Source organism: Nocardia fusca NBRC 14340 (assembly GCF_001618425.1).
Lineage (GTDB): Bacteria > Actinomycetota > Actinomycetes > Mycobacteriales > Mycobacteriaceae > Nocardia > Nocardia fusca.
Window position 1 is genome coordinate 1 of record NZ_BDCU01000011.1, and the last position, 21,153, is coordinate 21,153.

The window sequence follows — 21,153 nt, forward strand, 5'->3', positions numbered from 1 at the left end:
CGAGACCAAGGGGGCCTCAATCCCGCGCGCGCCAGCGCGCCGAAAACTCAGAAGGCGGCTTCGTCCAACTCCATGATGTCGTTGTCGAGGTTGGCCAGGATTGCGCGGGTGGCGGTCAGCTCCGGCAGGATGTTGCGGGCGAAGAACTGTGCCACGGCGACCTTGCCCTGGTAGAAGTTCTTGTCCGCGCCTTCGGCGCCCGCGTCGAGGGCCGCGCCCGCGACCTCGGCGTGGCGCAGTAGCTGCCAGCCGATGAGCAGGTCGCCGACCGAGAGCAGGAAGCGGACCGAGCCGAGGCCCACCTTGTACAGCTCGTCGGACTGCTCCTGGGCACCCATCAGGTGTCCGGTGAGGGTGGCGGCCATGGCCTGCACATCCTCGAGCGCGGTCGCGAGCAGTTTCCGCTCACCCTTGAGGCGGCCGTTGCCGGCTTCGGCATCGATGAACTTTTGGATCTGGCCGGCGACGTGCGCCAGGGCCACACCGCGATCGCGGGCGATCTTGCGGAAGAAGAAGTCCTGGGCCTGGATGGCGGTGGTGCCCTCGTACAGCGAGTCGATCTTGGCGTCGCGGATATACTGCTCGATCGGGTAGTCCTGCAGGAACCCGGAACCGCCCAGGGTCTGCAGCGATTCGGTGAGGTACTGGTAGGCGCGTTCGGAGCCGACGCCCTTGACGATCGGCAGCAGTAGATCGTTGACGCGGGCGGCGGTGTCGGCGTCCGCGCCGGAGACGGCGGCCGCGACATCGGCGTCCTGGTGGGCGGCGGTGTAGAGGTACACCGCGCGCAGGCCTTCGGCGTAGGCCTTCTGGGTGGCCAGGCTGCGGCGCACATCCGGGTGGTGGGTGATGGGGACGCGCGGCGCGGTCTTGTCGGTCATCTGGGTGAGATCGGCGCCCTGGATGCGCTGCTTGGCGTAGTCCAGTGCGTTCAGGTAACCGGTCGACAGCGTCGCGATCGCCTTGGTGCCGACCATCATCCGCGCGTGCTCGATGACCTCGAACATCTGCGCGATGCCCTGGTGGACCTCGCCGACGAGCCAGCCCTTGGCCGGCACACCGTGGCCGCCGAAGGTGACCTCACAGGTGGCCGAGACCTTCAGGCCCATCTTGTGCTCGACATTGGTGACGAATACGCCGTTGCGCTCGCCCAGTTCGCCGGTCTCGTGGTCGAAGTGGAACTTCGGTACGAAGAACAGCGACAGGCCCTTGGTGCCCGGGCCGGCGCCTTCGGGGCGGGCCAGCACCAGGTGCATGATGTTGGGGAACAGGTCGTCGGAGTCGGCCGAGGTGATGAAGCGCTTCACGCCCTCGATATGCCAGGAGCCGTCCTCCTGCTGTACCGCCTTGGTGCGGCCGGCGCCCACATCGGAGCCGGCGTCGGGCTCGGTGAGCACCATGGTGGCGCCCCAGCCCTGCTCGACGGCGATCTTGGCCCACTTCTTCTGCTCTTCGGTGGCGTTGTTGTAGAAGATGTTGGCGAAGCCGGGGCCTGCGGCGTACATGAAGGCCGCGGGCTGGGCGCCCAGCACCAGTTCGGCGATGGCCCAGTAGGCGGCGCGGGGGAAGTCGATACCGCCGAGCTCGGGATCGACGGCGTAGGAGTCCCAGCCGCCTTCCTGCAGGGTGCGGTAGCTCTTCTTGAACGATTCGGGGATGGAGACGGTATGTGTTTCGGGGTCGAAGACCGGGGGGTTGCGGTCGGCGTCGGCGAAGGATTCGCCCAGCGGTCCCTCGGCCAGCCGGCGCACCTCGTTCAGCATCTCCTTGACGGTGTCGGTGTCGAGATCGCCGTAGGCGCCGGAGTCCAGGATGCTGCCCAGGCCGAGTACCTCGAAGAGGTTGAACTCCAGGTCGCGGACGTTGCTCTTGTAATGACCCATTGTGATACTCACTCTCCGTTGAGTCGGGTGCGGTCGGTGTTCATACCGTTCCCGCCCGTCGGTTGCCGTCGGGTAGCTGCCGTGTAACGACAGGCTACTCGCGGGTAACTTATTCATTATATTACCGGCGAGTAAGGCGGTCGGCAACGGAGTCGCGCCGCATTGTGATGCGCGGAACAGGCGCGACGTCCCCACCAGCGGTTTCGGTCCGATCTCGGTGGCGGCGCGCCGGGGTCGCGGACATAACGGCCTGGTCGTCGTACCTCCACCCGCGTGCGGTGCGCGGTTCGCGGCGGGGCATCACCCGTTAGGGTGTGGCGTGCGGATCGAAACGGACTCGGGGCCCGCGGAGGCCGAGATCGATTACCCGGACACCCCGGCATTTCTGCTGGTCTTCACCCACGGCGCGGGCGGCGGAGTGCACTCCGCGGACATCACGACAGTGCGCGATACCGCGCTGGCCGCCGGTGGGGTGGTGGCGCGGGTGTTGCAGCCGTACCGGGTGGCCGGGCGTCGCGCGCCCGGCAAGCCAGAGCCCCAGGACCGGGCCTGGGTGGAACTGGTCGGCGCGCTGCGTGCGCAACTCGGGCCACAGTTGCCGCTGGTTCAGGGCGGGCGCAGTAACGGAGCCCGGGTGGCGTGCCGGACCGCGGTCGAGGTCGGCGCGCGTGGAGTGGTCGCCGTATCGTTTCCGCTGCACCCGCCCGGTAAGCCGGAGAAATCCCGCCGCGACGAACTGCTGGCCGCCGGCACCGCCGAGGTGGTGGTGATCAACGGCGGGAGCGACCCGTTCGGTATCCCGGACGCCGCCGATGCCGCCGAGGTGCGGGTGATACCGGGCCAGCCGCATTCCCTCCGGAAGGGTTTCGACACCATTGCCGAAACCCTCGTGCCCTGGTTCCGGCGCTGGGGTTCCTGACGCCGCGGTCGGCCGCGGACGCCGGTAACCGGCTCGACGCGCGCACCGCCGCCGGCCGCCTCGCCGATCGGAGGCAATACGGCCCGATCCCGCTGGCCGTGGGCGTTGGGTGTGCAATCGCACGATCGCCACAGGTCCGCGGCAGGCCGGGCGAGCCGGGGCGGGGAGTGCTGCAGCCGCGCGGCATCGGACCGGGCTACTGCTCCGGCATGGACTTCCGCGCCACCACCAGGGCATCGATCGCGTCCCCACCCTCGGTGGGGCGTAGCACCTCCCGCGCCGTGTCGATGTCGAGCCCGGAATCGGCACCCAGATCCGCCACCACGTCCTCCGGCGTGAACAGGATCGCCGGATCCTGGGGGCCGCCGTATCCTCGGGCCGGGTTCTCGCTGTGGTGACCGAGCACCAGCAGCATTCCCCCGGGCGCGAGCGCGTCGGCGGCCTGCCGGAGCAGTCGCCGGCGTTCGGGTGCCGGGAGGTGCAGGAACACCAGCAGGATCAACTCCCACGGGCCGCCGAGGTCGAGGGCGGGATCGGTGAGGTCGGTGCACTCCCAGGTGATCCGCTCCCGGATCGACCGGGTGAGCCGGGTCGCCACGGTGCGGCCCTTGTCGATACCGACCTGTGAGAAGTCGACGCCGTGTACCCGCCAGCCGTGCGTGGCCAGCCACAACGCATTCCGGCCCTCGCCGCAGGCCAGGTCGAGTGCCCGCGGCAGGTCCGGTATCTCCCCGTCGGGACCGGGCAGGCGTGGGACACGCCGGTCCAGACCGTGTACGAACTCCACCACCGTGTTGTTCGGGGGTGCGCCCCACACCAGTTCGCTCTGTACATAGCGCGCATCCCATTCGGCCGCCTTCATACCGCCAAGTGTATGGAGGCGGCCGGGAGCCACCGAGCAGTCAGGCTGTACCGGTCTCGGGCAACCATCGCACCGGGGTGGTTTCGTGGATATGGATCAGCGCGTCGAAGGCGTCGCGCAGCGATTCCACCCGGAACCGGGCTTCCTCGTCGCGGGCCGGGTCGTACACGCCGCTGATCACCCGCAACCGGGCGGCGGCGGCGGCCCAGGACCGGACCGCCGCGGGCGCGTCGTCGCCGAGATCGACGAACCAGGCGGGCAGGTCCACGGCGCCGAGAGTGGCGTCGAGCAGGTCGGGCAGCGGATCCGGCGCCTGCGCCACGCCGAGGTCGCCGTGATGGAAACCGATCGCCACCGACCGGTAGGCCGCACCGAAATACGCGCGCAGCCCGGCGCCCTCGGTGCGCATCGACTGCGTGGCCGCGGCACCGACACTCGGCGCGGTGGCCGCGGTGTGCGCTGTGCCGTCCCAGTACACGATCCGGGCGCCGGTGCGTGCGTGATGATCGATCAGCGACCGCGCCGGGTCCGGGTCGCCACCGCCGAAGCCGCCCCGGCCGGCCACACTGCGCTCGTGGAAATCCACGATCGAGCGCAGGAGTTCCAGGGCGGTGGTGAATTCGGCTGCCGCGTCGGTACCGGCCGGGCGGGGTAGTGATGCCACCAGGTCGAACGCCGCGCGGGCGTCCTCGGCGAAGGGGCGCCCGGGGTGGATGCCCTGGTGGCGTTGTACATGCTCGTCGATCCGGTGCGCGGTGCGGATCGGCGCCAGATGTGATTCGAGTTCCGCCAGCCGGTCGGGCGCCCAGCGGCGCATCCGGGCGAGTACTTCGTCGTAGTCGGCCGGTTCGGCCGCCGGTGGCTGTACTCCCAGCACGCCGACGGGGTCGTCGGGGCGTTCGAGGTTGTAGGCGCGGATCCATTCGAGGGTCGCTGCGGTTTCGCGCGTGCGCAGCGGCCGCCACGCGCCGGCCAGCGCCCGGTGGGGATCTCCCGCACCGGTGCGGACGTACGCGTCGAGCCGCGCACCGGAGCGCGCATTGTCCTGGATGGCCAGTGTCCGGAAACCGTGTTCGGTGACCAGTACCCGGAAGATCCGATCCCGCACCCCGTAGGTCTGCCGGGAGAATCGGGTGGATTCGCCGATGCCGACCACCGTGGCCGCGGCCAGGCGGTCGGTCAATTTCCGCAGGTCCGATCCGGTGTCGGCGGCGTCGGTGCCGAGTATGGGCTGCGCCGCGCCGCGCAGCCACTCGTACACCGCTTCGGTGGCGCCGGTCGGGTTCGAGGTGGTGGTCACGAGGGCTCCTGGGGTCTCGGTGGAGTGTCGCGAACCAGCCTCATACCTGAACTATTGTTCAGGTCAACCTCTGTGCTCGAATCGAACCGGGACTCTCACAGTTGTGTGCGCATCAGGACCACGTTGTACTGATTGTGCACAGTGGTGAGAAAGTAGAGATCGTCTCCGGTTTGGTAGGGAAAAATCGACGGCGCGTATGCCGTCGGCAATTCACGAGTATCGATCAACACACGTGGTTCACTCCACGGTCCGACCGGTGACGGCGCGGTTCGCATCACCACCGAGTTGAAGGGGTCGGTGGTGAGGGAGACGAATTGTCCGAGGTAATCGTTCCACATCACCGACAGTTCCCCCACGCCGTGCATGATGGGCTTTGCGGCATTCACGTCGCGTTTCCAGGTACCGCCGTCCCAGTATTCGTAGGCGGCCAGATTCTGTATATCCGGCTCCCGGACCCTGGAGATATAGGCGGCATTGTCGCGGCCCGACGGGGTGCCGTAGACGTAAACGAATCCACCGTCTTTCAGGAAGGCGTTCATCTGGAAATTTCGGTTTGCGCCCTCGTTGGGCCGGCGGGTGAAGGCGAGATCTGCCCAGGTTTCACCGTTGTCCGCCGAAGCGGCCAGTCCGGAGTAATTGGTGGTCCATTCGCCGGGGGTGTCCCATGTTTTCACCGACATCAGGCTCATGTACTGCACGCCGCCCACCGAGATACCGGCGGTAGGAATGCGGCTGATCTCCAGAAGTGGGATCTTCGGGCTCGGGATCAGGTCTCTGGCCTGGCCGAACACATCACGGACGACGCTGTCGAAGTAGATCCCGTGCCGTGGGTCCTGGGTATGGCTGCGTACGAGAACATTGCTGCGCCAGGCCCACATGCTGCCCGCGAGGAGATTGGGGAAACCGACCCCGGCGGTATCGCCGAAAGCGGTCAGCATTTCTCCGTGCCCGTTGTCCCACATGATGCCCAGGTCGGTGCCGAGCATGTTGTAGTTGTGGGTCCCGTTCGGGCTCGCCATACCGGTCACCTGGAAAACGGCCCGAGTGGCTCCGTGTAACTGTGGGAGGCCGTTGGTGCCGTTGAGTACGGGAATCGGATTGATGGCGTTGGGATTTGCCGTGGCCGGTGCGGTGACTGCGATCAGTGCAGCCGATGCGCCCGCCAGCACAGAAATAAGTATCGAGCGGGTTCTCTTCAAGTCCGTCGGACCTCCGGGTCATGTCAAAGACGCCGCCGGCATATGGGCGGCGCCTCGATGGATACACGGAACATTTCGACTGGCTGGCAGAACCCGGACATGCTATCAGTGCATAGGACCTGATCAGACGCATTGTCGGCGGTTCAGCGCCGGTGTCATTCCCGGCCCCGGTTGCCGCGTTGTCCGGTCTTCGGCGGTACGGTCCCGCGGCCTCGGTCCCCGGGCGACATAGACCACTCCATGGTCTAATCAGAAGTTAACCGCCGATTTCAGCGGGAGACTTCAGCGAGGAAGCGGAGGACGCATGCTGCCAGCCGGAATGGACCCGCGCACACCGGTGCTCGTCGGCGTCGGACAGGTTGTGCACCGATCCGGTGAACCGGGCCTGCCCGGACCTGTCGAGCTGGCGGTCGAATCACTGCGCCGGGCCGGTACGGACAGCGGGACCGGGGACGCGCTGCTGCGTTCGGCGGATGTGATCGCCTCCGTGGCCCCGGTGAGCCGCCAGTACGCCGACCTGGGCGCACTCGTCGCCGCGGACCTGGGCGCCTCGCCGAAACGGACACTGCAGTCGGCCCCCTACGGCGGAGATGCCCCGCAGCGGCTGCTCAACCTACTGGCCCGCGAGATCGCCGAGGGCCGATCGGATATCGCGTTGCTCTGCGGGGCCGAATCGGTCGCTTCGTGGAACACGGCGAAGCGGTCCGGGACCGACCCGGGCTGGCCGGAGCAGGACGAGAACGCCCGGCCCGAGCAGATCGTCGGTTCCGACGACGCCCCCAACACCGAGATGGAGCTCGCGGCCGGATTGTGGGGCCCGATCTATGTGTACGCGCTGATGGAATCTGCCATGCGCAATCGGCTCGGCCTCGACGAACAGACCCATCTCGCCCGGATCGGCGGGCTCTGGTCGCGGTTCTCCGCCGTGGCGGCGCGCAACCCCTACGCGTGGCTGCCCCGTGAACGCGGCGTGAGCGAACTGATCACCACCGGGCCCGACAACCGAATGGTCTCCACTCCGTACCCGAAGCTGCTGATGGCGAACCTGACGGTCGATCAGGGCGCGGCGCTGATCCTGTGCAGCGCCGCGGCGGCGGACGCGGCCGGGGTGCCGCGGGATCTGTGGGTCTTCCCGCACGGCGGCGCCACCGCCACCGATACCTGGTTCGTCTCCGAACGCACGGATATGGCGGCGTCCCCGGCCATCGCCGCGGCCGGCCGGGCGGCGCTGGGCAGGGCGGGAATCGGCATCGACGATATCGCCCATATCGACCTGTACTCGTGCTTCCCGGTGGCGGTGCAGGTGGGCGCGGCGGCGCTGGGACTGTGCATCGACGATCCGGCGCGTCCCCTGACCGTGACCGGCGGCCTGACCTTCGGTGGCGGCCCCGGCAACAACTACAGCACCCACGGCATCGCCACCATGGCCGAGATCCTGCGGCGCAACCCCGGCGACTACGGCCTGACCACCGCGCTCGGCTGGTACATCACCAAACACGGGGTGGGGGTCTACTCGGCGAAACCCCCCGCCGCACTGTTCCGCCCCGTCGAGGCCGAGGTGCCGGTCGCGCGCCGGAAGACCGCACCCGGCTACACCGGTCCGGCGGTGATCGAGGCCTACACGGTTCCGTACCGCAAGGGCAGTACGGGTGATGAACCCGAAGCCGTTGTGGTGAGTGCGCTGAACCCCGCCGGTGCCCGCATACTTGTCCGGGCGACGGACAGCGAGACCATCGCGGCGGTCACCGCGGGCGACCGTCTCGGCGCCGCCGTCGAGATCACCGCCGCCGACCGTTTCATTCTGCGTAGCGAGAGGACCGCCTGATGACCGAGACCGTGCTCCTGGACCGGTGCGATGCGATAACCGTGCTCACGGTGAACCGGCCCGCGGCGCGTAACGCCATCGACCTGGCCACCGCGAAGGCGATCGAGGCGGCACTCGACGAGTTCGAGGCCGACGATTCGGCCCGGGTCCTCGTGCTCACCGGCGCCGAGGGGACCTTCAGCGCCGGAATGGATCTCATCGCCATGACGCGCGGCGAGGTGCCGGTGACCGAGCGCCGCGGCCCCCTCGGTATCGCCTCGAAACCGCCGGCGAAACCGATGATCGCCGCGGTCGAGGGTTTCGCCCTCGCCGGCGGTTTCGAACTGGCCCTCTCCGGCGACCTGATCGTCGCCGCACGGGACGCGAAATTCGGTCTGCCCGAGGTGAAACGCGGTCTGGTCGCGGCGGCCGGCGGCGTCATGCGGCTGACCCAGCGGTTGCCGCGCAGTATCGCCGCCGAACTGGCGCTCACCGGTGGGCGGGTCAGCGCTGAACGTCTCTACCAGCTGGGCCTGGTCAACCGGGTGACCGAACCGGGTGAGGCGCTGGAGGTCGCGTTGGAACTGGCCGGTGAGATCGCGGCCGCCGCCCCGCTGGCCGTGGCCGCCAGTAAGCGGATCATCGACGAGACCCCGGACTGGACCGCGGCGGAAGGTTTCGCCAAACAGGGTGAGATCGCGCTGCCCGCCCTGGTTTCCAAGGACGCGGCCGAAGGTGCGCTGGCCTTCGCGGAGAAACGCGATCCGGTCTGGCAGGGACGCTGACGGACGGTTGCGGGCCGGGTCGCCGTTCGGCCCGCCCGGTCGGCGCGGGTATGCCGGGCCCGGTTCTTCCGGGCGTCCGCCGAATCGGCGATCCGGCTCCACGTGGGCGGGAGTGCCGCGCGGGCCACTTGCGCCGGCACCGCTGGATGTGATGTCCGGCGAGGTCGCGCGGTGACCGGTGGCCGCCCGCCTTCACCTGTCGGCCGGACTCACCATAGTGGTCCGGGAACCTCCTCGGGCCCCGGCTATGCGACGTCGTCGCGCAGGGTGGGTAGCCAGTCCAGGAGTACCCGCGCGCAGCCTTCGGGGTCGTCGTAGAAGGGTGTGTGGCCACTGCCCGCGAGCGTGATGTGCCGGGCCCAGGGCAGTACTTCGCGGGCCCGCCTGCTCTGGGTGGCGTAGGTGAGCAGAATGTCGCGGTTACCCCAGGCGATCGTCACCGGCACTTCGGCGAGCGCGGCGGGATCGTGCAGCCGGGCATCGGTGAACGAGGCCAGAGCCGGGGAGAAGCCCAGGGAGTCGACCGCGCCGCGCGCGGTGTCCACTGCGACCTGGGCGCTGACGGCCCACGGTTTGCCGAAGACCAGGCCCAGGAAGGCGGTCCGGCCTGCCGGGGTGCTGAGCACCTTGGGCATGGCGGGGCCGAGGACGCGGCCGAGTTTCTTGGACCGGCCCAGCGACTGCTGGCACCAGACCCGGCCGGCGGTGTCCCAGAAGAAGATCGGTGAGAATGCGGTGACCGAGCGGGCCAGGCCGCGGGCGCCCAGGTTCAGCGAGATGCCGCCACCCATCGAATTACCCGCCAGATGGGGTCGCTCGATGCCCTGTTCGGCCAGGAAATCGGCGAGCGCGTCGGTGAGTGTGTCCACGGTGGTGTGCGGCAGCGGCGCGGAACCGCCGAAGCCGGGGAGATCCACCGCGATCACCTCGTAGTGGGCGGCCAGTGCGCCGATGACCGGTTCCCAGACCTGCCACCGGCTGCCGACGCCGTGGACCAGCACCAGCGGTTCACCGCGGCCTTCGCGATGGTGCTCGAGGATCGTCATGTTCGCCGCTCTCCGATCGGGACGCGATTCGGATCCCAGACTAACAGCAGGCGCCAGCCCTCAGTTCGCATCGCGCGGGGGCGCGGGCGCGGGAGAGATACGGCTCGGTCCGGTCCGTCAGCAGACCGGCGACTGTGAATCACCTCCGAATTCCGGCCCCGGGTTGCACGCCGTATGTGAGTACGACTACACACATGCGTGGACGTCGGCGGGTGGCCGCGGGTGCTGTTCCCCGGCCGACGCGGCGTCCGTGCGATACATCTGAGAGAGGAACCCGGTGCGGAAGACCCTGATTGCCGCGACGTTCGTCATTCTGCCGCTGTTCGCGGCGGCCTGCGGTAGCGATACCGACTCCGCGCCGGCGCTGACCGAAGCGGACCTGTCCAAATCCCTGCAGGAAAAGGGACTCCAGGACCCCGCCTTCGCGGACTGCGCCGCGAAACTGTACATCGGCGAAGGCATTTCGCAGGACGGCCTGCGGACCATGGTCAGTGACGAATTCGACACCCGGATGGCGGACCCGGAAACTCTGGGCATGAGCCAGGAGGACGCCGACAAAGCGCGGGCGGCGACCAACAAGATCGTCACCGAATGCCTCGGTAAGGCGCAGTAGCAGTCGCGCGGAAATGATTCTCGCTGAGCGCAATACTGCTTTCGGGAATCACCTCCCAGCAGCATGCCTGCATGACACCACAGAATCCGCCCTTCGCCGCGGCCCGTACGGCCGCGGTGATAGGCGCCGACCCGGCGGGCGTCACCGCCGCGCTGGGGTTGCTCGACGCGGGATTCGACGTCGCCCTCTACAGCGATCGTGACCAGAACGCCTTGCGCAGTCGAACCCGGCCGGGTGTCCGGGCCGTCGCAGTGGCTCCGCAGCCGACGGGACCGGCCGGGGGCGGACGCCGTCCCGCCCGGGCGCCGCGGCCGACCGGCCGTATCGCCTTCGACGGGTATGTCGGCGTCACGGTCGACAGTTCGTTCGAGACCTCGGGCCGGATCACCTCTTTCGTGGAGCGCGGCGGCGCCTTCCTGGTGGAATCGGTGACCCCGGAATCGCTGGGCGCGATCGCGGCGTCCACCGATCTCACCCTGGTCGCCGCCGGCCGCGGCCGCCTCGCCGGATACTTCCCGGCCGCCGCGGACCGGCCTGTTCACCGGGGCTCGCCCCGGTCCCTGCAGGGGCTCTACGTGCTCACCCGGACCACCGGTTCCGATCGCGCCGAGCCGAACCCTCCCGCCGCGGGGCCGAGAATGGTGCACTGAGAAGCACAGCACCAGTCGAGTCCGGCCCGCGCCGGAGACAGGAGGCTCCGGCGTGTCCGTGGCAGTTGTGGTCGGTAACCCGAAACCGGCATCCCGAACTCTCTCCGCGGCCGTCGGCCTCGCCACGGCGTTGCGGCCGGAGATCGAGCCGGCGGTCATCGATCTGGTCGAGTTCGGGTCGGGCCTGCTGAGCTGGGGCGACCCCGCGGTCGCCGAGGCCGCCCGCACCGTCGCCGACGCCGAGCTGGTCGTTTTCGCCAGCCCTACGTTCAAGGCCACCTACACCGGTCTGCTGAAGCTTTTCCTGGAGCAGTTCGACGGTGGTACCGGCCTGGCCGGAGTGCTGGCCGTGCCGTTGATGCTGGGTGCCGGTCCCGCGCACGCGCTCGCCCCCGATCTGCTGCTCAAACCGGTTCTGGTGGAACTGGGCGCGACCACCGCCCTGCCCGGGTTGTATCTCTCCGACCGGACCTTCGCCGAGGACGGCGTACTGGACGCCTACGCCGAGCGGTGGCGTCCGGTGGCGCAGGCGCTGTCGGACACGGTGACCCATTCGAAGTGAAGGGCTGATCATGAACGATGTCTTCGAAACACCCGCCGACGGCACGGGCCTGCGGCGCGCCTTCGCCAACTTCCCGAGTGGGGTCGTCGCGGTCTGCGCCGAGGTCGACGGGAAACCGGTCGGCCTGGCGGTGAGCACTTTCGTCCCGGTCTCCCTGGATCCCCCGCTGGTGTCGTTCTGCATCCAGAACAGCTCGTCGACCTGGCCCAAGCTGGTCGATGCCGGCTATCTCGGCCTGAGTCTGCTCGGTACCGACCAGCAGGAGGCCGCACGCTCGCTCAGCTCGCGGACCGGAGACCGTTTCCGCGATCTGGAGCTGCACGAGGGCACCGGCGAAGCGGTGTTCATCCAGGGTGCCTCGGTATGGATCGAGGGGTCGCCCGAAGCGCATGTCCCGGCCGGTGATCACACCGTGGTGATCCTGCGGATCAACCGGCTGGCCATCCATCCCGACCGCGAACCCCTCGTGTTCCACGGTTCGCGGTTCCGCCTGCTGCACGCCAGCTGACCGGCACGGCCGCGGCCCGGGGGTCCGGCGCCCCCGGACGGCCGTGACCCGGGAAACGCGGCGGCGCGGATATCCGGTGGGGGAAGTCGGCGAAACCGGCGGCAATTCGCTGGAGGAGTGCGCCCGGCTTTGCGAGAGTAGCGGCATGGCACAGTTCACCAGCGAGCCGCCGGCGTCCTTCGACTCCTTCGACGGGACCCGCATCTATTACCGGCGGGTGGGGTCCGGCTCACCGGTGATCATGATCCACGGGTCCGGCGGGGGTCTGCACTCGTGGCAGCCGGTGGCCGAATATCTGGTGGACCGGTTCGAGTTGTGGCTGCCGGCCCGCCGCGGCTACGCGCCGAGCGGGCCCGGCCACGCCCCCAAGCACTACACCGACGAGGTGAGTGATCTCGGGGTGATCATCGATATGATCGGCCGGCCCGCACACCTGGTAGGTATGTCCTACGGTGCCACGGTCGCCCTGCACGCCGCGGCGGCCGGACTCCCGGTCCGTTCGCTGGCGCTGTGGGAGCCGCCGCTGTACGCGGCGGGCGCGGAGCTGGCGCCGGTGCTGACCCGGTTCGAAGAACTCACCGCGAAGGGCGAACGGGGCCGCGCGGTCCGGTTGCTGGCGGAGCAGGTGTCCCGGGTTCCGGCGGCGCTGTTGGAGGCCGCGGGGGATCTCGAACCGGCCGAGAACGAACACGACGACTCCTACGGCTGGAGCCGTGACCTCGAGTCGATGATCGCCGATACGACCTATCTGGACCGCTGGTCGAGCGTGACCACCCCGACGTTGCTGATGCGCGGCTCCGATACCTGGCAGCCGATGCCCGAGACGGTCGAGCGGCTGGCGACCGGAATGCCGCACGCGCGGCTCGAGACGATTCCCGGGCAGTCCCATTTCGCGCCGTCGACGAGCCCCGAAGCCGTGGCGAGAATTCTCGCGGAGTTCCTGTACTAGGTGTGCACTGGCCCCAGGGAGGTTGGTCGAGGGTTTGTGACGACATGCTCGTCCCCGGTACTCAGTTCTCGTGCAAACCGGCGCGACGCCCGCGCCGGCCGGCATCCGGGGCGGTGAGCTTGCCATCCGCCGAGGGGTCCGCGCGCAGCGTTCCGCACACCTTTCAGAACCGGAACCGCACGATGCGGGTGGATCGTTTCATGCCCGGAAGCAGATTCAACAGGCGGAATATGCGGCGTGCGTTCGCGGGCGCCTTGGCCATCAGCACCGGTGAGTCGTTCATCGGCGCCTCATCGATGTATTCGAGTCGCGGGTGCCACTCGGCCGGCGCGGCCGGATCGTCGAAGCCGCAGCGGAACCGGGCGTCGTACTTGCGCAGCGTGGGGTCCCACCGCGAGGTACGCCACGCCCAGACCGCCACCGTGTCGATCTGGATCTGCCCGGTGGGGAAGGCATCGACTACACCGGTCAGCAGGCGCCGGGCCTCGGCCTCGGTCAGGTAGGGCACCAGTCCCTCGGCTATCACCAGCACCGGCCGGCCGCGGGGGATGCGGTCCAGCCAGGTCGGGTCGGTGACATCGGATTCGATCAGGGCGTAGTGGTCGCGCGGCGGCAAGAACTGTTTCCGCACTTCGATCATGGCGGGGTAGTCCAGGTCGTACCAGTCGACGGTGGCGGGCGGGTCGATCCGGTACACCCGGGCGTCGAGGCCGCAGCCCAGGTGCAGCACCACCGCGTCGGGGTGGTCGGCGAGAAAGGTTCGGGCCCAATCGTCGTGGGCCTTGGCGCGCACCACGGCGACGAGGCCCAGTTGGCCGGTGCCGAATCTGTGGTTGTCGTAGCCGGGGTCGAGGCGGCGCATCACCTGTTCGGCGTACTCGTCACCGAGAATCGGGTCCGGCAGCCGGTTGTCCAGCGCTTTGGCCGCGAGGACGGGGCGGGCGGTCTTCTGCACTCCGACGAGTTCGCTGTCTTCCACGCTCGACTACACTACTGATGTTTCACGAATTTCGTGAAATAGATGACGAAATGGCTGCGGAAGCCACGACGAGGAGATTGCTTCAGTGACGCGAGCGGACGAGATCGCTATCGCCGGCTTCCAGGAGCGATTCGCGCAGATCATGGTTGAATCCGGTATGCCGCGGATGGCCGCGCGCGTGTTCGCCGCACTGCTGGTCACCGACTCCGGCAAGCTCTCTGCCGCCGAACTCGCCGAGCGGCTGGGCGTCGGTGCGCCGGCCATCTCGGGGGCGGTCAAATACCTGGTGCAGGTGCGGCTCGTCGAACGCGGCCGCGAACCCGGTAGCCGGCGTGACTTCTGCCGCATCCACGAGCACACCTGGAGTCACTACATCAGCCGATCCGACCCGGTCCTGGTCCAGGTGCAGGCCGGCGCCGCCGAGGGTGCCGACCTCCTGGACCCCGCCTCCCCCGCCGGGCAGCGACTGGACGAGACCCGCCGGTTCTTCGAATTCCTGCGTGCGGAGATCGAACAGTCGATGGCCAAGTGGCGGCGGCTTCAGGCCGACGAACGCGAGCCCGGCTGACGCCGTATTCACGAAGTGGCACGCAACGGCTCGGGGCCGGTGGCACAAAGAGAAAGCCCGGATGAAAGATGATCAATCGAAGTGATGGTGGAGCCGGTGACGGGAATCGAACCCGCGCCATCTGCTTGGGAAGCAGAGATTCTGCCATTGAACTACACCGGCATGCGCCCACAGGCGCGAAGGGCAGCTTAGCAGAGGGCGGGCCGGAGCTCTAAATCTTTCGGCTCACGCTCCGGCCGTCCGTGCCCGGGGTCAGCGTTCGGACCAGACTCCGAGCTGGTTGCCGCTCGGGTCGGTGAAAGGAAGCGGCGGCCGCCCGGGAAGTCGAAGGGGCCTTCGGTGACCGTGCCACCGGACGCTCCGACGGCCCGGAGGGTGGTGTCGAGGTCGTCGGAATACAGCAGGACCAGGGGGCCGCCGCCGGTGCGGACCTCGTCGGTGGGGGCCAGGCCGCCCGCTTCGCCTTCGGAGCCGTCGAAGCGGCGGATACCGGCGTAGGCGGGCCCGTAGTCGTTGAACTCCCAGCCGAACGCCGACCGGTAGAAGGTTTTGGCGGCGTCGAGGTCGGTGACGGCGAGTTCGATGTAGTCGATGCCGTGATGGGTGTGGGCGCTGGTCTCGGACATGGGCGTATCTCCTGATCGGCTGCGACCGTGTGTGGGCTGCGGATGGGCCTGGCCCATCGGGTGGAGTATGCCCGGGGGCGGTGACAGGAAACGGGACCGCGCGCGGACCGGGGGCTCCGCCCCGCGGGGCGGTCGCTACGCTCGTGGCGTGCTGCTTTCCGATCGTGACATCCGGGCGGAGTTCGCCGCCGGACGGCTCGGGCTCGAACCGTTCGAGGACAATCTGGTTCAGCCGTCCAGCATCGATGTGCGGCTGGACCGGATGTTCCGGGTCTTCAACAACACTCGCTACACCCATATCGACCCGGCCCAGCGCCAGGACGAGCTGACGAGCCTGGTGGAGCCCGCCGAGGGTGAGCCGTTCGTACTTCATCCGGGTGAGTTCGTGCTCGGGTCCACCCTGGAGGTGTGCACCCTGCCCGACGATCTGGCCGGGCGGCTGGAGGGTAAGTCGAGTCTGGGGCGGCTGGGGCTGCTCACGCATTCGACCGCCGGGTTCATCGACCCCGGGTTCAGCGGGCACATCACCCTGGAACTGTCGAATGTGGCGAACCTGCCGATCACCTTGTGGCCGGGTATGAAAATCGGTCAGCTGTGCCTGTTCCGGTTGACCAGTCCGGCCGAGAATCCGTACGGCAGCGCGAGCGCCGGATCGAAATACCAGGGGCAGCGCGGACCGACGCCGTCGCGGGCGTACCTGAATTTCCCGGCGTCCGGTCGGTGACCGCGCGGATCCGGTCGAGAGCTCGGCGTGCCCGTGAGCGAGTCCTAGCGGATCGCTGAAACGGATGCCGCTATGGGTCGTCCGTGGCACTCGGGCCGAGCACGAGATCGTTGGTCCGGGCCAGCACCGCCGCGCGGTCGGTGCCGTCGAGCGGGTCGGCGGCCAGGAAGTGCATCCCGATCCGCGCGCAGAACGCGAGCAGACTGCGGGCCTCCACTTCCACGGGATCGGTGAAGTAGGTGCCGATCATTTCGCGTAGTAACGCCATGCGCTGGTTGTCCACCCGGCGCAGGCGGGCCGCGACCTCGTCGTCGCGCCGGGCCCAGTCGCGCACGGCGAGGTCGATGGGCAGCAGTTCGGGGGAGAGGGTGAGTGCCCCGGCCCGCTGGATCCTGGTCCGGGCGTCGCCGCCTTCGCGCGTGACACGGTCCAGGACGTCGTCGATGCTGCGCCGCTCCCAGGTGTCCAGCATCGCCTCGAGCAGTGCGTTGCGATCGGCGAAGTACCCGTAGAAACCGCCCTTGGTCACGCCGAGCGATTTCGCGAGCGCTTCGACGCGGACGGCGTCGGGACCGCCGTGGGCCAGGGCGCGTAGCCCCTCGTCGATCCAGCCGGCGCTCGTCGTCCGTACCGCGCCCATGTGTCTCCTCTCACGTGCCGAGATCTATACGCCACCGTATATTGGCGCTAGCGTCATATATACGCCAGCGTATAACAGGAAGTGGGTGTCGAAGATGACCGAGAATTCCGAGCTTCGCCCGGCCGGTGGGCCCGCCGAGGCGGTCGCCCGTCAGCAACCCGAGATCGGCGCATCGATCCGGGCGCACAGCGGTATGGCGGTATACGACTACGCCGACCAGTTCACGATTCCCACGAAACCCGGTGTTTCCGCGACACCGGAAGAATGGGCGCGCACCGCTCTCGACGAATTGGCCGGTGCGCAAGGGCAGTTCATCTGGCGGGTCGTGCTGGGCCTGCGGCTGCGGCGTCGATCGGCGGCCGGGCAGGTGGCCGGCTGGCCGATCGTCGAACGCGGCGCCACCTGGATCACTCTGGGGGCCCGGTCGTGGCTGATCAGCGGGCGTCTGGTGGTCGAGCTCGCAGACGGCACCGCTTCGTTGGCCACCTTCGTCCACTACGAACGCCGGATGGGCCGACGGGTCTGGGCCGCCGTATCCCCGGGGCATCGACGTTTCGCGCCGGTGCTGCTTACCGATGCGTCACGGATCCTGTCGATCCGTTCGTGAAGCGGCCCGTCGGGATGTCCGGCTCGGCGGACCGACCACGCGCTCGGCGCTGCGGGCCGCGTCGTGTGGCATACCGGTCGGACACACCGTGGCTGCCGGGCGGGCTACGTCCGGCGGACCCGGCTGCCGGACGTAGCCCCATCCCCGGTCATTCCGCGGCGCCACCGGCCAGTAACGCGGCATTGATCACCGTGGACAGTGGGGGCAGCAAGCCGTCGCGTTCCGGCGGTACGACCCAGTTGCATCCCTCACGGTTCCAGCGGCCGAGCCCGGTGGGCAGCATGACAGCGCTACCCACCCCCGGAATATCGATATCGATGCGCTGCAGCATCTCGACCACTTCCGGGTCCGGCCGGCGATCGGGGTAGGCCAGGAAGCTCCAGCGAATCTGGCGGGCGAGCATGGGAACTCGGATCTCCCGTGCATCCAGGAGGCCGCGTACGGCCTTCGCGCGTTCGGTCGGCAGGTGGACGACGCAGGCCCGGCTGGTGATCGGCAGCATGACGAAACCGCCGCGTTCGGTGACCGGTAACCCGAACTCGTGGCGATAGTACGCGGCCCAGTCGTCGACCGTTCTGAGCTTTTCCACGTTCACGGTGAACCCCTTGCCTCCCGCTGCCGAGCCTCCCTGGCGTGCCGAGCCACGGCCTGTGCCGGTCTCGCCGACCTGTCTTTCCAGGATCGCGTCCGCACCGGCGCGTCGGAACCGCCTACACGCTCCCGTTCCACTGCCCTTGCGCTGCCTTTGCCGGTGATGACGAATTTCCTTGTGGTTGCAGTCACATTCGGCTCGTACCCTGGAGAAGGAAATCGTTCGGAAAGGGTGACAACGTGGTCGGCCAGTGGTCTGGAAAGGAGGCCCGGGCGCTTCGCGAGGCCAAGCGGATGAGTATCCGGGAGTTCGCGGCACATCTGGGTGTGCACGAACGACTGGTATCCAAATGGGAGGCCGGGGGCGACCGGGTGCATCCGCGTCCGGTCAACCAGGCTGCCCTGGACACCTGTCTCGCCCGATCCGACGATGTCGAACGGACCCGGTTCGCGGCGTTGACCGTTCCCGAACCCGTTCCCGGTCCGCTCCTGGACGCCGGCCGGTACGCCGCGCCCAGCGGATATTCCAATGACGCCGAACTCCTGGCCCTCATCGATACCGGTGCGGCCCGCGGGGAAGGGCTGGCGGCGATTTCGGAGAGGGATCTGATCATGGCGGCAGCGCACGAGGCGAGCGAACACGCGGGCCGGGCCGAGAGTTCGAATATCGGTCCGAGCACGCTGGACCAGCTCGACGCCGATGTCACGCGGATCGCCAACGACTACGTGCACACCCCGCCGATGCCGATGATGGTCGAGATGCTGCGGGTGCGGCGCCGGGTGTACCGGCTGCTGGAGGGCCATCAGCGGCCCTCGGATACCGGCCACCTATATCTACTGGCGGGCTCGCTGTCGGGGTTGCTCGCCAACGCGAGTACCGATCTGGGCTATCTCGATGCCGCCGGGGAGCAGATCCGGGCCGCCTGGGCGTACGCGGAACTGTGCGGCCACAACGGGTTACGGGCATGGGCGCGCGGGATGCACGCGCTGATCGAATACTGGTCCGAACGGCCGCACCGGGCGCTACAGCTGGCGCAGCACGGCCAGGAGTACGCGGATTCGGCCACCGCCGCGGTGCGCCTGCACAATATCGAGGCGCGGATCTGGTCGAAGATCGGGAGCGCCGCCGATACCGAACGGTGTATCCGCGCCGCCGCCGAAGCGAGTTCCGGGGCCGGGACCGACAGCCTGCACGACGAGGTGGGCGGGGTGTTCGGTTTCTCCGACGCCAAGGCCGGCTATTACGCGGGCGCGACCTATATCCATCTCGGCCTCGCCGAACCCGCGCTGGTGGCCACCGAACGTACGATCGAGCTGTACCGGACCGGCCCGGCGCGGCAGCGTTCCTACGGCGCCGAATCCCTGGCCCGCGTCGATTCGGCCGCCGCCCATCTGATCAACGGCAGCCTCGACGGCGCCACGGCGGCACTGCTGCCGGTCCTGGCGCTCGACGAGGACAAGCGGATCGCCCAGTTGGAGGAACGCCTCACGGGCCTGCGCCGGCGGATCTGCGCGCCGGCTTTCCGTGGGGTCGCCGAGGCGCGGGCTCTCGACGAGCGGATCGAGGAATTCTGCGGAGCGACCGCGTCCCGCAGCCTTCCCCCGGGCAGTGGGTAGCCGGCTCTCTCGTGTCGGCGCGCGGGATGTGATCGAACGGGCTCGGAATCGGCGCGATATCGACCGGTTTCCCGGCCCGGCGCAGGCCGGCGCCGGTAACGGTCCAGCGCCGAGCCGGGGCGGGCCGGATATCCGCTTGCCCCTGGTGGCACCATGGATCGCGTGAGTACTGGCCATTCGCACCCCGCGCCCCGGATTCTGGAGCAGTCCAAGAAGCTGCAGAATGTCGTCTACGAGATCCGTGGACCGGTACACGCACACGCGGCACGGCTGGAGTCCGAGGGCCACCGGATCCTGAAGCTCAATATCGGCAACCCCGCGCCGTTCGGCTTCGAGGCCCCCGATGTGATCATGCGGGATATGATCGCCGCCCTGCCGACCGCGCAGGGCTACTCCGAGTCCAAGGGCATACTGCCCGCTCGCCGGGCGATCGTGACCCGCTACGAGCTGGTCTCCGGTTTCCCGGAACTCGATGTCGACGATGTCTACCTCGGCAACGGGGTCTCCGAGCTCATCACCATCACCATGCAGGCGCTGCTGGACAACGGGGACGAGGTGCTGATCCCGGCACCCGACTATCCGCTCTGGACGGCGATGACCAGCCTGGCCGGCGGCACGCCGGTGCACTATCTGTGCGACGAGGCCAATGGCTGGCAGCCCGATATCGCCGATATCGAATCGAAGATCACCGAACGCACCAAGGCGCTGCTGGTGATCAACCCCAACAATCCGACCGGTGCGGTGTACTCGGCGGAGGTGCTGCAGCAACTCGTCGACCTGGCGCGCAAGCACCGGCTGCTGCTGCTGGCGGACGAGATCTACGACAAGATCCTCTACGACGACGCCAAGCACATCTCGCTCGCGACGCTGGCGCCCGATCTGCTGTGCCTCACCTTCAACGGCCTGTCCAAGGCGTACCGGGTGGCCGGTTATCGGTCCGGCTGGCTGGCCATCACGGGGCCCAAGGAGCACGCCGCCGGGTTCCTGGAGGGGGTGGATCTGCTCGCGTCGTCGCGGCTGTGTCCGAATGTGCCCGCGCAGCACGCCATTCAGGTCGCGCTCGGGGGTTATCAGAGCATCGAGGATCTGATCCTGCCGGGCGGGCGGTTGCTGGAACAGCGTGATGTGGCCTGGGAGCGATTGAATGCGATTCCCGGCGTGTCGTGCGTGAAACCCAAAGGCGCGCTGTATGCGTTCCCTAGGCTGGACCCCGAAATACACGAGATCCACGACGACGAGAAGCTGGTCCAGGACCTGTTGCTGCAGGAGAAGATCCTGATGGTGCAGGGCACCGGTTTCAACTGGCCGCACCATGATCATCTGCGGATCGTGACCCTGCCCTGGGCTCGCGATCTGGCCGTTGCCATAGAGCGTTTCGGCAATTTCCTCGCGAGCTATCGACAGTAGCCGGGCGGGTAACTCCGGGTTAAAACCGACTCTCCATCCGGATTAAACCCAATTTTCCGAACCTACTGGCACAAAAGAGGATCCTGTGTGTACAGTGGTCCTCGGCACCTCAAAGTGCCCGGCCAGGTTGTCTACCCCCCCTGGGCAACCTGGTCCTCGGGTTAGGCCGCCTACCCCCCTGGGCCGCCTGCCCGCGGGCGGCGGAGACATCCCCCTGCTCTCCGCCGCCCCTTCCCGAGGTCCTCGGAAATACAGCGAAATCGCAGCGTAAGCCGCATCTGCCGGTCACATGGGCCCTCTGCGAATCCTCTAGG

21 protein-coding genes, 1 tRNA gene and 1 pseudogene are annotated in these 21,153 nt (G+C 68.3%); 13 read left to right on the forward strand and 10 right to left on the reverse strand.

Features of this window, described 5'->3' with window-relative positions; all coding sequences use genetic code 11:
• Window positions 1-47: 47 nt before the first annotated feature.
• A complete protein-coding gene (locus tag NF4_RS03735; protein WP_063125898.1) occupies window positions 48-1,883 on the reverse strand; it encodes an acyl-CoA dehydrogenase in 1,836 nt (611 codons plus the stop codon).
• Between the two features lie 319 nt (window positions 1,884-2,202).
• Here NF4_RS03735 and NF4_RS03740 point away from each other — a divergent pair, with 319 nt between their 5' ends.
• Window positions 2,203-2,802: an alpha/beta hydrolase family protein gene (locus tag NF4_RS03740; protein WP_063125899.1), complete on the forward strand. Its 600-nt coding sequence runs from the start codon at window positions 2,203-2,205 to the stop codon at window positions 2,800-2,802.
• A gap of 196 nt (window positions 2,803-2,998) precedes the next feature.
• On the opposite strand, the gene NF4_RS03745 is transcribed toward NF4_RS03740, so the two are convergent.
• The 3 genes from NF4_RS03745 to NF4_RS03755 form a co-directional block, all read right to left on the reverse strand.
• On the reverse strand, window positions 2,999-3,664 hold the full coding sequence (locus NF4_RS03745; protein WP_063125900.1) for a class I SAM-dependent methyltransferase: 666 nt from the start codon (window positions 3,662-3,664) through the stop codon (window positions 2,999-3,001).
• A 40-nt stretch (window positions 3,665-3,704) separates the two neighbouring features.
• Entirely contained in the window at window positions 3,705-4,964 is a 1,260-nt protein-coding gene (locus NF4_RS03750; RefSeq protein WP_063125901.1) for an erythromycin esterase family protein, read from the reverse strand.
• A gap of 95 nt (window positions 4,965-5,059) precedes the next feature.
• The gene (locus tag NF4_RS03755) at window positions 5,060-6,139 is read right to left on the reverse strand and encodes a glycoside hydrolase family 183 protein (RefSeq protein WP_439956728.1); all 1,080 of its coding nucleotides are present in this window, start codon (window positions 6,137-6,139) and stop codon (window positions 5,060-5,062) included.
• A gap of 328 nt (window positions 6,140-6,467) precedes the next feature.
• On the opposite strand from NF4_RS03755, the gene NF4_RS03760 reads away from it, so the two are divergent.
• Complete coding sequence (locus tag NF4_RS03760) at window positions 6,468-7,988, forward strand: TLP1 C-terminal extension domain-containing protein (protein ID WP_063125903.1); 1,521 nt, start codon at window positions 6,468-6,470, stop codon at window positions 7,986-7,988.
• Window positions 7,988-8,752 carry a crotonase/enoyl-CoA hydratase family protein gene (locus NF4_RS03765; protein ID WP_063125904.1) on the forward strand — a complete coding sequence of 255 codons (765 nt, stop codon included), beginning with the start codon at window positions 7,988-7,990 and terminating at the stop codon, window positions 8,750-8,752. The genes NF4_RS03760 and NF4_RS03765 overlap by 1 nt, the downstream gene beginning before the upstream one ends.
• Before the next feature lie 245 nt (window positions 8,753-8,997).
• On the opposite strand, the gene NF4_RS03770 is transcribed toward NF4_RS03765, so the two are convergent.
• Window positions 8,998-9,798 carry an alpha/beta fold hydrolase gene (locus NF4_RS03770; protein WP_063125905.1) on the reverse strand — a complete coding sequence of 267 codons (801 nt, stop codon included), beginning with the start codon at window positions 9,796-9,798 and terminating at the stop codon, window positions 8,998-9,000.
• A 277-nt stretch (window positions 9,799-10,075) separates the two neighbouring features.
• Between NF4_RS03770 and NF4_RS03775 the strand changes: the two genes are divergently transcribed.
• The 5 genes from NF4_RS03775 to NF4_RS03795 all read left to right on the forward strand — a co-directional run bounded on the left by NF4_RS03775 (window position 10,076) and on the right by NF4_RS03795 (window position 13,080).
• Window positions 10,076-10,411 (forward strand): hypothetical protein, encoded by a 336-nt coding sequence (locus NF4_RS03775; protein ID WP_063125906.1) that lies wholly within the window; start codon window positions 10,076-10,078, stop codon window positions 10,409-10,411.
• 71 nt (window positions 10,412-10,482) lie between these two features.
• The gene (locus tag NF4_RS03780; protein WP_063125907.1) at window positions 10,483-11,061 is read left to right on the forward strand and encodes a hypothetical protein; all 579 of its coding nucleotides are present in this window, start codon (window positions 10,483-10,485) and stop codon (window positions 11,059-11,061) included.
• Window positions 11,062-11,113: 52 nt separating this feature from the next.
• Entirely contained in the window at window positions 11,114-11,623 is a 510-nt protein-coding gene (locus NF4_RS03785; RefSeq protein ID WP_063125908.1) for an NADPH-dependent FMN reductase, read from the forward strand.
• A gap of 10 nt (window positions 11,624-11,633) precedes the next feature.
• The gene (locus NF4_RS03790; RefSeq protein WP_063040833.1) at window positions 11,634-12,131 is read left to right on the forward strand and encodes a flavin reductase family protein; all 498 of its coding nucleotides are present in this window, start codon (window positions 11,634-11,636) and stop codon (window positions 12,129-12,131) included.
• Window positions 12,132-12,276: 145 nt separating this feature from the next.
• On the forward strand, window positions 12,277-13,080 hold the full coding sequence (locus tag NF4_RS03795; RefSeq protein WP_063814494.1) for an alpha/beta fold hydrolase: 804 nt from the start codon (window positions 12,277-12,279) through the stop codon (window positions 13,078-13,080).
• A 163-nt stretch (window positions 13,081-13,243) separates the two neighbouring features.
• On the opposite strand, the gene NF4_RS03800 is transcribed toward NF4_RS03795, so the two are convergent.
• Entirely contained in the window at window positions 13,244-14,059 is an 816-nt protein-coding gene (locus NF4_RS03800; protein ID WP_063125910.1) for a class I SAM-dependent methyltransferase, read from the reverse strand.
• 85 nt (window positions 14,060-14,144) lie between these two features.
• On the opposite strand from NF4_RS03800, the gene NF4_RS03805 reads away from it, so the two are divergent.
• The gene (locus tag NF4_RS03805; RefSeq protein WP_063125911.1) at window positions 14,145-14,627 is read left to right on the forward strand and encodes a GbsR/MarR family transcriptional regulator; all 483 of its coding nucleotides are present in this window, start codon (window positions 14,145-14,147) and stop codon (window positions 14,625-14,627) included.
• 88 nt (window positions 14,628-14,715) lie between these two features.
• Here the strand turns inward: NF4_RS03805 and NF4_RS03810 are convergent.
• Window positions 14,716-14,789: transfer RNA gene (locus NF4_RS03810), tRNA-Gly, on the reverse strand.
• A gap of 90 nt (window positions 14,790-14,879) precedes the next feature.
• Window positions 14,880-15,253, reverse strand: a pseudogene (locus NF4_RS03815) (VOC family protein).
• A 148-nt stretch (window positions 15,254-15,401) separates the two neighbouring features.
• Between NF4_RS03815 and dcd the strand changes: the two are divergent.
• On the forward strand, window positions 15,402-15,977 hold the full coding sequence (dcd, locus tag NF4_RS03820; protein WP_063125912.1) for a dCTP deaminase: 576 nt from the start codon (window positions 15,402-15,404) through the stop codon (window positions 15,975-15,977).
• A 70-nt stretch (window positions 15,978-16,047) separates the two neighbouring features.
• Here dcd and NF4_RS03825 read toward each other — a convergent pair whose 3' ends face one another.
• Window positions 16,048-16,617 carry a TetR/AcrR family transcriptional regulator gene (locus NF4_RS03825; RefSeq protein ID WP_063125913.1) on the reverse strand — a complete coding sequence of 190 codons (570 nt, stop codon included), beginning with the start codon at window positions 16,615-16,617 and terminating at the stop codon, window positions 16,048-16,050.
• Window positions 16,618-16,711: 94 nt separating this feature from the next.
• Here NF4_RS03825 and NF4_RS03830 point away from each other — a divergent pair, with 94 nt between their 5' ends.
• On the forward strand, window positions 16,712-17,224 hold the full coding sequence (locus NF4_RS03830; RefSeq protein WP_063125914.1) for a hypothetical protein: 513 nt from the start codon (window positions 16,712-16,714) through the stop codon (window positions 17,222-17,224).
• 148 nt (window positions 17,225-17,372) lie between these two features.
• On the opposite strand, the gene NF4_RS03835 is transcribed toward NF4_RS03830, so the two are convergent.
• The gene (locus NF4_RS03835; protein WP_063125915.1) at window positions 17,373-17,819 is read right to left on the reverse strand and encodes a hypothetical protein; all 447 of its coding nucleotides are present in this window, start codon (window positions 17,817-17,819) and stop codon (window positions 17,373-17,375) included.
• 236 nt (window positions 17,820-18,055) lie between these two features.
• Here NF4_RS03835 and NF4_RS03840 point away from each other — a divergent pair, with 236 nt between their 5' ends.
• The gene (locus tag NF4_RS03840; RefSeq protein ID WP_063125916.1) at window positions 18,056-19,432 is read left to right on the forward strand and encodes a helix-turn-helix domain-containing protein; all 1,377 of its coding nucleotides are present in this window, start codon (window positions 18,056-18,058) and stop codon (window positions 19,430-19,432) included.
• 153 nt (window positions 19,433-19,585) lie between these two features.
• Entirely contained in the window at window positions 19,586-20,839 is a 1,254-nt protein-coding gene (locus NF4_RS03845; RefSeq protein ID WP_063125917.1) for a pyridoxal phosphate-dependent aminotransferase, read from the forward strand.
• The last annotated feature ends 314 nt before the right edge of the window (window positions 20,840-21,153 follow it).